This window comes from Methylophilales bacterium MBRSF5, from assembly GCA_001044335.1.
Lineage (GTDB): Bacteria > Pseudomonadota > Gammaproteobacteria > Burkholderiales > Methylophilaceae > BACL14.
This window is the reverse complement of the sequence record CP011001.1, coordinates 184,518-199,532: the sequence shown is the minus strand read 5'-3', so window position 1 is coordinate 199,532 and position 15,015 is coordinate 184,518. Positions and strand designations below refer to the sequence as shown.

Sequence of the window (15,015 nt, the reverse complement as noted above, 5' to 3'; positions counted from 1 at the left end):
AATTATAATAAAACCTTCTCAATTCCTCCATTGTTTGCCTTCTCAACGTAATCTTGTAACCAGTTAGCTCCTAGATTGTTTTTTGCAATTTCAACAACAATATAATCAGCATCCGTTCCAGTTTCATCCCCATACCTTGACAGGCCTTGCAGACATGATGGGCAAGATGTAAGAATTTTGACATCATCTTTATTATCTTTAATAAGAGCTTTTTTGTCCTTTGTGATTTCTTCGGATTTTCTCATTTTTACCTGGGTTGCAATATCAGGTCGAGTTACAGCAAAAGTCCCAGACTCACCACAACATCTGTCATTCTTTTTAACATCTTTATTTAAGAGTGATTTGGTCACATTGGCAGATGCATAAGTTTTCATGGGGTTATGGCAAGGCTCATGATACATATATTGCACGCCAGATACATCATTCATTTTGACCTGTTTTTCCATTAGGTATTCGTGAATATCAAGCAGGCGACAACCAGGGAAAATAGTTTCAAATTGATATTTAGTGAGCTGGTCCATACATGTGCCACAGGAGACAATCACAGTTTTAATATCTAAGTAATTAAGAGTGTTTGCAATCCGATGAAACTGCACCCGATTATCAGATGATATTTCATGTCCTTTTTCAATATCCCCCGAAGAGGTTTGAGGGTAACCGCAGCACAAGTAGCCTGGAGGCAGGACAGTAATTGCGCCCACTTCATATAGCATCGCCTGAGTGGCTAAACCAACTTGAGAAAATAGTCGTTCAGATCCACATCCAGGAAAATAAAAAACGGCATCAGAATCATCTGTTACTTTATTATGATTTCTAATGATTGGAACAATCTTGTCATCTTCAATTCCAAGCATCGCTCTTGATGTTTTTGTTGGAACATTTTTAGGCATCGGTCGATTAATAAAGTGAATAACTTGAGATGCCACATTGCCTTTACCCACAGTTGAAGGTGGGTTTTTAGTAAACATTCGACTACCAAATGTTAATTTTTTAGCCACTTTATGGATGGTGCTTTGTACACGATATCCAATGTTAATCATCAATTGATGCATGACCTTGATTGTTCTTGGGTCTTTTAAATTAAGATAGGTCATACCAACATAACTGCCTAAATTAAATTTTTTCTTATTCTGCTTTCGCAGAAAGTTTCGCATCTGAATACTGACCTCACCGTAGTCAATGTTCACTGGACAAGGATTTAAACATTTATGACAAACGGTGCAATGATCTGCAATATCATTAAACTCATCAAAATGTTTCAGTGATATACCCCGACGAGTTTGTTCCTCATATAAAAATGCTTCGATTAATAACGATGTTCCAAGAATTTTATTTCTTGGGCTGTACATCAGGTTAGCTCTTGGAACATGTGTCGTGCAGACTGGTTTACATTTTCCACATCTTAAACATGAGCTGATCGAATCGGCAATTTCACCCATTTCGGACTGTTCCATGATGATAGATTCTTCTTCAAGCAGTCCAAAGCTTGGGGTGTATGCTTTTGTGAGACCAGATCCTGGAAGGAGTTTACCCTTATTAAAATGCCCATTAGGATCCACTTTTTCTTTATATTTCTTAAAGACCTCAATCGTCTCATTATCTAAAAATTCCATTTTAGTGATGCCAATACCATGCTCACCTGAAATAACCCCATCCAGAGACTTTGCTAGCTTCATTACTTTGGAAACAGCAATTTGGGCGTCATTCATCATCTGATAGTCATCTGAGTTTACAGGGATATTGGTATGCACATTCCCATCACCAGCGTGCATGTGTAAAGCAATAAAGACTCTAGATTTTAATTTTTGTTGGTGAGCTTTAACAATGCCTGTAATTATTTTTTCAAATTCTCGACCAGAAAATATTTCTTTTAAAGGAGCGAGCACCTCAGCTTTCCATGAAATTATAATCTCATGATTCTGAACAAGATTAATGATTGGTGTGTTTGGATGTTGAGTCTCATAATTGAGAAATTTATTCAAATCATCACCCAATAGATCCAGGGAATTGATGATCCAATACCATTTAGATTTTACTTTTTCAATTAAATTCAATGCAAGAGTGGATTTATCTTTAAAAAGGTCCTCATTAAAGTCTTCATCCTCAATAACTGGTTTATAGTTAATAATAAAATCCTTAGCATCATCAAGTATCGATAATTTATTTTTTATAGATAACTCGATATTAAATCGCTCGATGCCATTGGAATACTCACCGAGCCTTTCCAGAGGAATCACAACATCTTCATTAATTTTGAATGCGTTAGTATGTTTGGCTATCGCAGCTGTTCTCGCACGATCAGCCCAGAAATTTTTTCTTGATTCAGGCGAAACAGCAATAAAACCTTCACCAGATCTTCGATTGGCAATGGTAACTACCTGAGAACATACCTGGCCAACGATATTTTCATTATCAGAGGCAATATCTGCAATCAGAACCATTTTAGGTCTTTGTGACCTAGCCGCCTTAGTAGAATACCCTACCGCCTTGATATAACGATTATCAAGGTGTTCCAAGCCTGCAAGAACAACTCCAGAAGTCTCGTCAATGTATTTTTTTATTTCTACAATCGATGGAACCGCATCGCCAACTTGACCAAAAAATTCTAGGCAGACTGTTCTGACAAATTTTGGCATTTTGTGCAAAATAAATGTAGCAGAGGTAATGAGACCATCACATCCCTCTTTTTGAACACCAGGGAGTCCACTTAAAAATTTATCTGTAACATCTTTACCCAGTCCAATTTTTCTAAACTTATGCCCTGGGATTTCTAAAATTTCTTTAGCTTTAATTTCTTTTGATGTTTTTGAATCAATGAAAGATATTTGAAATCTTGCATTATCGATATCATGAATTTTCCCAAGGTTGTGATCAAGGCGCTGAATGATGATCCAATCCCCGTTAGGATCCACCATTTTCCATGATGCCAGATTGTCAAGGGCTGTTCCCCATAGAACAGCTTTTTTACCTCCAGCATTCATAGCAACATTTCCACCAATGCAGCATGAATCTGCTGAGGTTGGATCAGTTGCAAACTCTAAACCTGCTGCACTTGCCTTTTCCATTACTCTTCTAGTAACAGCACCAGCACCACAATGAACCACAGGGACCTTGCTGTAAACTCCGGGAAGATCAATATTTGTAACCTCAGAAATCGAATCCAGCTTCTCTGTATTTATTACTGCAGATTTGCTTGTTAAAGGAATAGCTCCTCCAGTATATCCAGTCCCACCGCCTCTGGGAATAATTGTTAAGCCAAGCTCGATCAACTCTTTAACCAATGCAGGAATTTCATCTTCATGATCAGGATTCAGAACGACAAAAGGAAATTCAACTCTCCAGTCAGTAGCGTCAGTAACATGAGAAACTCGAGCCAATCCATCAAACTGAATATTGTCTTTATTCGTGTGTCTTTTTAGACTCTTGAGAACTTTTTTACGCATCAACTTTGTTGTCTTGAATGATTCTTCAAAATCATCAACAGCTTTTCTAGACGAGACAACCAATTGGGAAACTTTAATGTTTCCAAAACTTCGTGATTCAATTGAATTTATTCTATGATGCAGCGCTTCAACCAACTGTTTCAGCCTTTTTGGGTTATCTAACAAATCATCTTGAAGATAAGGATTTCGAGTTACGACCCACAAATCTCCAAGGACCTCAAAGAGCATTCGGGCTGAAATTCCTGTTTTTCTCTCAGCGCGAAGTTCTTCAATCGCATTCCACATCTCTTCCCCAAGAAATCTAAAGACTATTTCTTTGTCAGAAAAAGAAGTATAGTTGTATGGAATCTCTCGAATTTTGCTAGCAAATTTTGATTGCGCTTTGAGAAAGTCTGTTGAAATTGGTGCGTTCATTAATCTAATTGAAATAAAACCTAAGAATACCATGCGGACTTACTTGTATCAACGCCGATCACAGTAGGGTTATTAGTTTTTTTTAAGGATTATATATGCTTTGGATGAAGTCTTTACACATTATATTTATGGTAACCTGGTTTGCCGGTTTGTTTTATCTTCCCAGGCTGTATGTCTATCATTCTGAAGCTAAAGATAAGATCAGTGATGAGAGGTTTAAGGTTATGGAACGTAAACTTTTTTACGGAATCATGACCCCTGGCGGGATCCTCACAATCTTTTTTGGCTTATTATTAATCATAAATTACGACTATCAAGGTGTGTGGTTAACCTATAAATTAATTTTGGTCGCACTGTTGGTCATCTATCATTTCTATTGTTGGAAATATTTAAATTTATTCAAAAATAATATTAATAATCATAGTCATGTTTTTTATCGGATATTCAATGAGATTCCTGTGATAATGCTCATTGCAATTGTTTTTTTAGTTATCTATAAACCTTAACGGAGTTCTGAATGAGTATTTTAGTTTGTGGTTCAATGGCCTATGATTCGATTATGGTATTTAGAGATTACTTTAAAAACCATATCATGCCAGATCAAATTCATAAACTCAGTGTGGCTTTTTACACCCCCGAGATGGAAAAAAATTTCGGTGGCACTGCCGGAAATATTGGGCATAACCTAAATCTACTCAAAACCAATTTTTTCATCATGAGTACCGTCGGCACAGATTTTGATACCTACAGTGATTGGCTGCAAAAAAGAAAAATAAATACTAAATATATAAAAAAACTTAGCGATCAATTTACAGCTCAGGCGTTTATTACTACCGACCTTGATGACAATCAAATCACTGCATTTCACCCTGGTGCAATGACTCAGAGTGAAGTGAATTCCTTATCTGACATAAGTGAAAATATTGAAATCATCCTTATTTCACCAGATGGTAAGGAAGGAATGATTAAACATGCCAATGAAGCTTACAATAAAAAGATACCTTTTATTTTTGATCCGGGCCAGGGTCTGCCTATGTTCAACGAGCAAGAATTGAAAGATTTTATTGAGAAAGCCACCTACATTACAGTGAATGATTATGAGGCTGAATTACTTAGCAAAAACTCTCATATGTCCTTAGATGAAATACAAAAAAAAGTTGATGCTCTCATTATCACCAAAGGTTCAAGTGGTTCAACTATTATGACCTCGTCAGACAAAATACAAATTCCTGCATTTAATGTTGAAAATCCGGTTGATCCGACAGGATGTGGAGATGCTTATCGAGCTGGAATTGCCATTGGAATTGTGAACAACTGGGATTGGGAGAAGAGTGGTAAATTAGCCTCTGCCCTTGCCTCATTAAAAGTCAATCATAAGGGTGGACAAAACCATAATCCAAGTATTGATGAGATTCAGAGCCTAGCTGGTTTCAATATTAATTAACTAAATCTTTTGGATTAGCCACTACTTTAAAGGTTTTTTTACTCTCCAAACAAAAAGCTGTCAATTTCTGACCCCAAACACACCCGCTGTCTATAGATATTCCATAGGAATGTTTGCGTACCCCTATTGCTGACCAGTGGCCAGTAATAATCTGTTTAGACTTATCCGCTCTTTCAAAATCAAACCAAGGTCGATAAAACTCTCTATCAATTTTTTTTGGTATTTTTCCCTTAAAGTCATAATTTAAACTAAAGTTTAAATTTAAGGTTCTCATTCTGGTCATTATATTAATCGTCATCCTTCTTCTCAAAGATTTTTTTAAATCATCGCTCCAATACCCCGGTTGATTGCCATACATTTTACTTAAAAAATTAGCCGGGTCCTTATTCAAGGCCAAGTGAACCTTGTCTGCCAATTTCAACGATTTATTGATAGACCAATCGGGATGAATTCCAGCATGCACCACAAGATAGTCATCTCTCAGTATTGCTAAAGGTTTTTTAATAAGCCATTCAATAAAATGATCTACCTGTTTTGAATTTAAAAGTTTTTTTAAGGTATCAGTTTTTTGATGTTTTTTTTGATCAAAATAGATAGCGATTAAGTGGAGGTCATGGTTCCCAAGGACCGTTTGAATATTTGATTGATTGGCTAGGCACCACTGAGAAAATAAATGTGAATTTTGACCACGGTTTACTAGATCACCAACGAAGATAAGTTCATCTCTGTCGGGTTTAAATTTTATCTTTTGAAGGAGGTCTAGAAAAGAAAAATGGCAGCCTTGCACATCACCGATTGCGTAGAGTGCCATATAAAAGGATTGTTAGATCTATAAATTAAAAGTTTGCACCAGCTCCATTAGCCATATCGATAACAGCTGCCGCGACTTCCTCATCGCTCAGCTTAGCGTTTCCACCCCTTGCTGGCATAGTACGAATACCATTAATGGCATGACTTACAAGCGTGTCTTTACCCTGTGCTATTCTTGGAGCCCACTGCTCTTCGCTACCAATTTTTGGTGCGCCCATTAAACCACCCTCATGGCACATCGCACAGTTGGCCGCGATGATTTGTTTAGCATCAATCACTTTGTCTGAAGCATCCTCTGATTGATCGTCAACCTCTACCTGCGCTACAGGCTCAGTTGTTGAGGCATCCACTACTTTCTCGGCTGCTGGTTCATTTGAAGAATAATCTTTAGTCAAAAGGACAATTAAAATAACAGCAGCCACAAAGCTACCAATCACCACTGCAGTTGTCTCAATTACACTTCTTAATTCACTATTTTTACTCATAACAATCCTTTGTATCTAAAACTAAATAAATTTAAATTTAAAATAATGGTCAATCAGAAAAGCTAAGAAAATTAGCCCTAAATACCATATTGAATATCGAAATATTTTCATACTAAGTTTATCAGAATATTTGCGATATAGCATCACCGTATAGAATAAGAAATAAGCATTCAGCAAGGTGGCGAAGATGATATAAATCAACCCTGCCATGCCGACACTAAATGGCATCATGGTCACGATAACTAAAATAACTGTATATAAAACGATTTGTAATCTCGTATACTTTTCACCGTGAGTCACAGGGAGCATAGGCATCCCAACCTTCTCATATTCTTTTCTACGATACAATGCCAAAGCCCAAAAGTGTGGAGGCGTCCAACAAAATATAATTAAGAAAAGGATTAACGATTCAGGAGTCACTTGATTGGTAACTGCAGCCCATCCAAGAACTGGAGGCATAGCCCCAGATGCTCCACCAATCACAATATTCATTGGCGTTGCTGGTTTTAGAAAAACTGTATAAATTACCGCATAGGCGAAGAATGTAAGTAAAGTGAGCCATGCGGTTAATGGATTGACAAAGGCATAAAGGAGGTACAAGCCTAACCCGCCAAGCAAACTTGAAAAGATTATGGTCTCCCTCTGAGATACTTGACCGAGGGGAAGTGGTCTTCCTCTCGTTCTTGCCATCATGGCATCAATCTTTTCTTCGATTAAGCAATTAAATGCAGCTGCAGCCCCTGATACAAAAGCAATACCCACAGATGAGAAAAATAAAATTTCTATAGGAACCATTCCAGGTGTTGCCAAAAACATACCAATGATTGCCGTAAAGACAATGAGGGCACACACCCTGGGTTTGGTTAAGGCATAAAAGCTCTTAAGGGCATCGAGACTTAATAATGGCCTCATATTTGTTGTGCCTAGTTTTGCCATGATTTTGTAATTCTTGAATTAATACCGACTAAAATCACTACCAGTAATGCTGCGCCTAAATTATGAAGAGTAGCAAGAACAATTGGCAAATGAAGTAAAAGATTAGCAATACCTATAATAAATTGCAAAGTAATGACAAGGATTAATGCATTTCTCCACATATTAAAACCTTGATTCACTTTAAGGATATAGGCAACAAACAATAAGTAAATTAAAAGTACTATGGCCCCAACTCGATGAACCCATTGAATTGCATGAAGCGCCTCTAATGACAATGGCTCTCCTAATGATGTCACTCCAAGCTCTCGAAAAATAGTAAAGGCATTAGAAAAATCCATCTCTGGAATGAGGGAACCATGGCATGTTGGATAGTCTGTACATGCTAGCGCAGCATAATTAGTACTGGTCCAACCACCTAAGGCAATTTGAATAAATAATAAGACTAGGGAAAATCTGATGATCTTTCTTTCAAAGGGATTAGAAACAAAATTTTCTCTATGCGTTCCATAATTGCGATGCATCAGGAAAGTTAAGATGCCAAGGACCGTCATACCTCCAAGTAAATGTGACGACACAACAGCAGGCTTTAAGAGCAAGGTCACTGTCCACATTCCGAGTGCGGCCTGAAAAATTACTAACCCAAGTAAAAAAAATGGCCATTTAAGTGAATAATTAATTTGGTCTCTGAGTTTGATTGACATGAAAGCGATCACTAAAATCATGACGCCTAGAATTCCAGCAATGTAACGATGGATCATCTCTATCCATGCTTTTTCAACCTCAACAGGGCTGTCAGGATATACTGCCTGTGCCTTTTCAATCTGATCAATACTCTCTGGTACGCTCAAGGTACCATAGCAGCCAGGCCAATCTGGACAGCCAAGACCTGAATCAGTCAGTCGAGTGTACGCCCCAAAGGACACCACAATTAGTGCGAGTACTGTGGCAAAAAAAGTCAGTCTTTTATAAAAATTCATTTCTTTGTGATTGAACCGATTATTGATAAAATTCGAACGTTTGATTATAACAAAGTCTCAGTATTGATATGCAAGAAAATAGGAAAAATTTTATATACTTAGTGATTCTAGCAGCGCTCATCGTGCTGCTTTTTTTTCTCATTCGACCAGAGAAAATCTCTTCAATGGAGTTTAATATTCTTGATGATGAAAAATTAAGCAGTGATGATATTGATAAAATTTTAATCCTTAATTTTTGGGCTACCGATTGCCCAACCTGCATCAAAGAAATGCCTGATTTAGCTAAAATCCATCAAGAGTTTAAAGATGATATTGAGCTCATTGCAGTTGCCATGCCTTACGACCTTCCCAGCCGGGTGGTTAACTTTAAAAACAAAAACGAGTTACCATTTAAGGTAGCAATTGACCCTGAAAGTAAAATTTTAGGAGAATTTGAACGGGTTAAATTAACACCGACAACGATTATTTCTGATAAGAATAAAGTTATCAAACAGACCATCATAGGTGAGATAAATTATGAGGACTTGAAAGAGACTATTTTAAAATTAAGATGAGTTTTTGATCAGCCTCTCAACATCTTTAATGATCCCCTTTGGATTCATACCTCTGTCATAGCGCATCATAATGAACCCATACGGATCGATCAAATAGATATCGTTGGCTTCAAAATTTTCTATTTCTCTAAATTTATTCATTAATCGATCGAACTCCTCTGGGTCTTTAACCACCTTTTGACCCTTATACTCTTCTTCATAACCGAGCACTTCATCACTTTCAGTTAATACCAGTCGTCCCACCTTATCTAAATTTTTTCCTAAAGCTAACCTTGTTTGTCTTAATGTATACAATAGTTTTTCACAATCTGTATCACAGCCACTTGAAACAAATCCAGTCAAAGTCCATTTGCCAAGTAATTTTTGTTTTGTTTCATCGCCAATAGCTACAGCCTCAATTGCACCAACTTCGATGACAGGATGGATCAATGAGCCGTTTTGTACCCCGATATCATTTTTTTTAAAATCTGTATAAAACACGAGATACCATGAAGCGATGAAAGGTGCAGTAAACAATGTAACAATGACTACTAAGGCAATTCTTGCTTTAACAACTTTTGAAATCATTTATTTTTTTTCCTTAATGTAATAAATATAATCAGTAGGGTAAGTGCGAACGCGAACCACTGAAAGGCATATCCATAATTTTTTTCTGAATTTGATACTGGCAGTATTAGATGTCTTTTAAGGTTTTCATCAATTGTTGGCTCCAGCGTTAAAACGAATGGATATATCTCATGCTGAATATTCAATACTTCTTTTATTTCATCAACATCAATTCTTTGTATGCGAATTGAAGAATCATTGATATTTTCTATGTTCTCAGTATTTAAAATAATGCCATGAGATGGAACCTTGGTAAGAATTCCGCTGATCATAGTGTCTTCAGCTTTCTTTACATTCGGTAATTCATTTCGGTCTTCTATAAGATCATGCCAACCCCGATTTACTAAAATGACTTTATTTTCTTGAGTTAAAAAAGGTGAATAAATCACATATCCTGCTTCACGCTTGTAGGTTTGATTGTCTAAATAAAGATTGGGTGATGTAAATTCACCCTCGATTGAAAACTTACCCCATAAATTTTCTTCATTAATATCAGTTTCATCAAATATCTTTAGGGAGGATTGGCGTTCCAGGAAATTTTGATTTATTTCATTTTTTTGATCTGCTCGATCAAGCTGCCAAAATCCCAGTCGGAGAAGAATTAAAAAAGTGACGACAAACAATATGTCCAACAATAAACTTTTATTTTTTACTTTCAATGTCTTGGATGTTCCTATAATATGAGTTGATGGATATTCAAGCTATTTATAAATCAATCGTAATTATTCTTTTAATTGTCGTTATTTTATCACTAACAAGCGGCTTACATTTCTTAATGAAGGATGTCGATCAGAGTAAAAAGATGGTAACCTCTTTGACGATTCGAGTCACGTTATCTATTATTTTATTTCTCATGATCATCATCGGTTTTAAGCTTGGGCTAATTCAGCCAAATCACATGTAATACAAAAAAAAACGTTACCATTAGGTAACGTTTTTTTAATCCAGTAAATGCTTATATCCAATAAACGAATATAAATAGACCAAGCCAGACCACATCCACAAAGTGCCAGTACCAGGCAACAGCTTCGAAAGCAAAATGATCTTTTTTACTAAAGTGCCCTCTCATAGTTCTTAATAAAATTACTAGAAGCATAACGGCACCCATAGTTACATGGAAACCGTGGAAGCCTGTAAGCAAATAGAAAGTTGATCCGTAGATTCCTGAACTTAATTTAAGGTTAAGGTCATTATATGCATGGATGTATTCTTCAGCCTGGAAGTAAACGAATACAAAACCAAGCAATACAGTCGCTGCAAGCCATAAATTTAGACTTGTTCGTTTACTATTTTTTAGAGCCCAATGTGCGAAAGTGACAGTAACCCCACTGGTCAAGAGAATTAGTGTGTTAATTGCTGGAACACCAAAAGCAGGAACCACGTCACTTGGTTGATCGAAGTTTGTTGGATCAGGTGTAACACTGAGTGGCCATGCTGCTTCAAAAGCTGACCACAAGAATTCATGCGTGGCGGTTCCTGAACCGAGACCACCTAACCAGGGAATAGAATACATTCTTGCGTAATAAAGAGCTCCAAAGAATGCTGCAAAAAACATCACCTCAGAGAAAATAAACCATCCCATACCCATTCTGAAGCTGACATCGACCTGTCCGTTGTATTTGCCTGAACGACTTTCACCGATCACGTCATTAAACCAACCCACAAACATATATGCAACCAAAGCAATTCCTATATAGAGGACTACATTAGCGTTTGCGTTACCAGAAAAAAATAAAGATGCTCCGATAAACAAAACAAACAATGCAAAACTACCAAAAATTGGCCATTTACTGCTTTCAGGAACGTAATAAATATCTTTAGCTGCCATAATAAATCCTATCCAAGTTTATGAATTATCACCTTTTGCTCTAAAGAAAGTATAGGAGAGTGTCAGGGCTCCAACATCTTTAGGCAAATCTTGATCTACCTCAAATCTTACCAGCATATCTTTGGTTTCTCCAGGCTCTAAGACCTGATTCACAAAACAAAAACATTCTGATTTCTTAAAATACAATGATGCTATCTGGGGGGATACACTTGGTATAGCCTGGCCCACTACGGGTATATCAGCCATATTAGTCACAGTATATGTGGCATCGTAGAACTTTCCTGGTTGAACTTTCAACGATTTTAATGAAGGTTTCAATCTCCACGGTAAATCACCATTTACATTGGAATCGAAAAGTATCCTGACCTCACGATCAATTAAAGGTGACGCCTCCCCTGCACCTTCGGTTACCCTTTGAGTTTTGCCATTTAAGCCAGTAATTTGGCAAAAAGCATCATACAAGGGTACCATTGCGTAACCAAAACCGAACATCAAAATTGTAACTACAAATAAGATGGTCGTAGTCTTCTTTACGCCTTTCTGTTTTGAGATCATTTTTTTATAAGAAGCTCAAAACAAAAAATAAGTAAAAAGAAAGAGCGATTAGGGCCAAAACTAGGGCTAATCGCTTATTCTTTTTTGCTAAATTCTTCTTATCCTTCTCAGCTAATGCCATCAACTAATTTTCAAGCATTGATTTAGTTAGCTTTGGAGGTGTTTCAAATGTGTGGAATGGTGCTGGTGATGGAACTGTCCATTCAAGACCTTTTGCACCTTCCCATGCCTGAGCCTTGGCTTTCTTGCCACCCAGTGCACATTTGATAACAATGTATACAAACAGTAACTGACTAATACCGTATGCAAATCCACCGATACTTGAGATCATGTTGAAATCTGCAAATACAATATTGTAGTCAGGAATTCTTCTTGGCATACCAGCTAGACCAAGGAAGTGTTGTGGGAAAAACAGTACGTTAGCAGCAATTGTAGATAACCAGAAGTGTATCTTCGCAAGCTTCTCGTCGTACATGTAACCTGTCCATTTTGGTAACCAGTAGTAAGCCGCAGCCATCAGTGAGAACACTGCACCAGTTAAGAGAACATAATGGAAGTGAGCCACAACAAAATAAGTGTCGTGATATTGGAAATCAACTGGTGTAATACCTAGCATCAGTCCTGAGAAACCACCAATCGTAAATAATATAACGAATGCGATTGAGAACAGCATAGGCGCCTCAAAGGTCATCGCACCTCTCCACATTGTTGCCATCCAGTTAAAGACTTTCACGCCCGTTGGCACAGCAATCAACATCGTGGCATACATAAAGAATAATTCACCCTTGATAGGCATACCCACAGTAAACATATGGTGAGCCCAAACAAAGAATGAGAGGATTGCAATCGATGCTGTCGCGTAAACCATCGATGCATAACCAAATAGTGGTTTTCTTGCGAATGTAGGAATAATTGTTGAAACGATACCAAATGCTGGAAGCGCTAAAATATATACCTCAGGGTGTCCGAAAAACCAAAAGATATGTTGGAACAACACTGGATCACCACCGCCTGCAGCATTGAAGAAACTTGTACCGAAATATTTATCGGTTAGTAACATTGTCACGGCACCAGCTAATACTGGAAGAGAAGCAATAAGTAAGAATGCTGTAATCACCCAAGTCCAAACGAATAATGGCATTTTCATTAATGTCATGCCTGGAGCACGCATATTAAATACGGTTGCAATAATGTTAATTGCACCCATGATTGATGAAATACCCAAAATATGCACTGTAAATATCAAAAACGGAAAGGCATCACCTAGCTGTAACACAAGTGGTGGATACATCGTCCAACCACCAGCTGGACCGCCACCATTCATGAAGAGTGTACTGATCAATAAAGCAAAACCAAAAGGAAGTATCCAGAAACTCATATTATTCATACGAGGAAGGGCCATGTCAGGGGCACCAATCATTAAAGGAATCATCCAGTTCGCTAACCCAACGCCAGCAGGCATAACGGCACCAAAAATCATGATGAGGGCATGAACGGTAACCATTGAGTTATAAAATTGTGGATCAACAAATTGTAATCCCGGCTGAAATAATTCAGCCCTAATAATCATTGCCATTGCACCACCGATGAAAAACATCATCAATGAGAAAATTAAATAGAGTGTTCCAATGTCCTTATGGTTGGTTGAAAAAATCCAACGCTTTAGACCGGTTGGAGCATGATGATGATCATGTTCGTGTGCTACTGTACTCATAATATTTGCCTCATAAAATATTTATAGTTAATTAAAAATTATTTGCGTTCCGCTGCAACATCGGCTGCTTGAACAACGTCTCCTGTATCATTACCAAATGCGTTTCGTGTGTATGTGACTACTGACGCAATGTCACCATCATTCAACTGTTCACCGAATGCTGGCATTAAGTTCTTACCGTAGATGATCTGCGTAATGTGAGCTTGTAAATTTTCTGGTTTAGTCGCTAGCTGACTTCCAGCTACCGCAGGGAAAACACCCTGAACGCCTTCACCGTTAGCTTGGTGACATGCCAAACAGTTAGCCTTGTAAACGGCTTCACCTTTAGTCATAAGTTCTTCCATCGACATTTCTTTACTAGATGCCTCGGCCGCTGCTACCTGTTCTTGTTTCTTCTCTGCCACCCAAATTTTGTATTCATCCATAGAAACAGCTTTGACAACGATAGGCATGTAACCATGGCCTTTACCACAAATCTCAGCACATTGGCCACGATATGTTCCAGGCTCATTAATCATAGTCCAGTTATCGTTAATGAAACCAGGGATTGCGTCACGCTTCCACCCAAGATCCGGAACCCACCATGCGTGGATCACATCATTGGCTGTAGTTAATATCCTAATTTTGGTATTGGTTGGTAAAACGAGTGGTTCATCTACATCTAGTAAGTAATCAGAATGCTCCATTGGATTGACAGTATCAACTCGCTGACTTAATTCAACACTTTTCTCATCCAGGTTACTGTAGATAGTTAGATCATCTTCAAGGTACTCGTATTTCCATTTCCACTGGTAGCCTACTGCTTTTACTGTAAGTGCTGTATCGGATGTGTCATCCATTTCAATTAGTAGTTTAGTTGCAGGAATAGCAAGACCAATAATAATAAGTAGAGGAATAGCTGTCCAAATAATTTCAACTGTTGTGCTGTGTGAAAATTTTGCAGGTTTTACGCCTCTTGATTTTCTGTGATGAAATATAGACCAAAACATGATACCGAACACAAGGATACCGATAATGGTCACAACCCATAAGGACACCATGTGCATGTCATAAACTTTTTGACTGATTGGAGTAACACCCTCACGCATATTTAGTTCCCAGTCAGCAAAAGCAGATAGTGGGTAAGCTAATAATAATATTAACGATTGAGTAATTTTTTTATAAATGCTTGTCATGCTTCCTCTTTCACAATACTTAAATGTTAGTAAACTGTTTTAGTTCCCGTATAAATGTAACTAATTTGTAACAA

General features: G+C 37.5%; 14 protein-coding genes and 1 pseudogene. 4 read left to right on the top strand and 11 right to left on the bottom strand.

All coding sequences use genetic code 11. From position 1 onward, the window contains the following. Positions 1–2: 2 nt before the first annotated feature. Positions 3–3,857: an FAD-linked oxidase gene (locus UZ34_01165; GenBank protein ID AKO65123.1), complete on the bottom strand. Its 3,855-nt coding sequence runs from the start codon at positions 3,855–3,857 to the stop codon at positions 3–5. 95 nt (positions 3,858–3,952) lie between these two features. Here UZ34_01165 and UZ34_01160 point away from each other — a divergent pair, with 95 nt between their 5' ends. Both UZ34_01160 and UZ34_01155 read left to right on the top strand, forming a co-directional pair. Further along, positions 3,953–4,363 carry a membrane protein gene (locus UZ34_01160; GenBank protein AKO64085.1) on the top strand — a complete coding sequence of 137 codons (411 nt, stop codon included), beginning with the start codon at positions 3,953–3,955 and terminating at the stop codon, positions 4,361–4,363. An 11-nt stretch (positions 4,364–4,374) separates the two neighbouring features. Continuing rightward, a complete protein-coding gene (locus tag UZ34_01155) occupies positions 4,375–5,301 on the top strand; it encodes a sugar kinase (GenBank protein ID AKO64084.1) in 927 nt (308 codons plus the stop codon). On the opposite strand, the gene UZ34_01150 is transcribed toward UZ34_01155, so the two are convergent. The 4 genes from UZ34_01150 to UZ34_01135 are packed head-to-tail and all read right to left on the bottom strand — an operon-like array spanning position 5,294 to position 8,509. Then, positions 5,294–6,112 (bottom strand): hypothetical protein, encoded by an 819-nt coding sequence (locus UZ34_01150; GenBank protein AKO64083.1) that lies wholly within the window; start codon positions 6,110–6,112, stop codon positions 5,294–5,296. The genes UZ34_01155 and UZ34_01150 overlap by 8 nt on opposite strands. 25 nt (positions 6,113–6,137) lie before the next feature. Beyond that, on the bottom strand, positions 6,138–6,596 hold the full coding sequence (locus tag UZ34_01145; protein ID AKO64082.1) for a cytochrome C: 459 nt from the start codon (positions 6,594–6,596) through the stop codon (positions 6,138–6,140). 21 nt (positions 6,597–6,617) lie between these two features. Further along, a complete protein-coding gene (locus tag UZ34_01140; protein ID AKO64081.1) occupies positions 6,618–7,532 on the bottom strand; it encodes a protoheme IX farnesyltransferase in 915 nt (304 codons plus the stop codon). Continuing rightward, positions 7,520–8,509: a cytochrome C oxidase subunit I gene (locus UZ34_01135; GenBank protein ID AKO64080.1), complete on the bottom strand. Its 990-nt coding sequence runs from the start codon at positions 8,507–8,509 to the stop codon at positions 7,520–7,522. The genes UZ34_01140 and UZ34_01135 overlap by 13 nt, the downstream gene beginning before the upstream one ends. Positions 8,510–8,577: 68 nt before the next feature. Here UZ34_01135 and UZ34_01130 point away from each other — a divergent pair, with 68 nt between their 5' ends. After that, on the top strand, positions 8,578–9,063 hold the full coding sequence (locus tag UZ34_01130) for a hypothetical protein (GenBank protein AKO64079.1): 486 nt from the start codon (positions 8,578–8,580) through the stop codon (positions 9,061–9,063). A 231-nt stretch (positions 9,064–9,294) separates the two neighbouring features. Here UZ34_01130 and UZ34_01125 read toward each other — a convergent pair. Then, a pseudogene (locus tag UZ34_01125) lies at positions 9,295–9,504 on the bottom strand (hypothetical protein). A gap of 122 nt (positions 9,505–9,626) precedes the next feature. Then, positions 9,627–10,328, bottom strand: a complete 702-nt coding sequence (locus tag UZ34_01120) for a hypothetical protein (protein AKO64078.1) — start codon at positions 10,326–10,328, stop codon at positions 9,627–9,629. Positions 10,329–10,357: 29 nt separating this feature from the next. Between UZ34_01120 and UZ34_01115 the strand changes: the two genes are divergently transcribed. After that, a complete protein-coding gene (locus UZ34_01115) occupies positions 10,358–10,573 on the top strand; it encodes a membrane protein (GenBank protein ID AKO64077.1) in 216 nt (71 codons plus the stop codon). Positions 10,574–10,624: 51 nt separating this feature from the next. On the opposite strand, the gene UZ34_01110 is transcribed toward UZ34_01115, so the two are convergent. The 4 genes from UZ34_01110 to UZ34_01095 form a co-directional block, all read right to left on the bottom strand. Next, positions 10,625–11,497 (bottom strand): MFS transporter, encoded by an 873-nt coding sequence (locus UZ34_01110; protein ID AKO64076.1) that lies wholly within the window; start codon positions 11,495–11,497, stop codon positions 10,625–10,627. A gap of 18 nt (positions 11,498–11,515) precedes the next feature. Beyond that, positions 11,516–12,052, bottom strand: a complete 537-nt coding sequence (locus UZ34_01105; GenBank protein AKO64075.1) for a cysteine synthase — start codon at positions 12,050–12,052, stop codon at positions 11,516–11,518. Positions 12,053–12,176: 124 nt separating this feature from the next. Further along, on the bottom strand, positions 12,177–13,766 hold the full coding sequence (locus UZ34_01100) for a cytochrome oxidase subunit I (protein ID AKO64074.1): 1,590 nt from the start codon (positions 13,764–13,766) through the stop codon (positions 12,177–12,179). Positions 13,767–13,804: 38 nt separating this feature from the next. Then, positions 13,805–14,920 (bottom strand): cytochrome B559 subunit alpha, encoded by a 1,116-nt coding sequence (locus tag UZ34_01095; protein AKO65122.1) that lies wholly within the window; start codon positions 14,918–14,920, stop codon positions 13,805–13,807. Between the last annotated feature and the right edge of the window lie 95 nt (positions 14,921–15,015).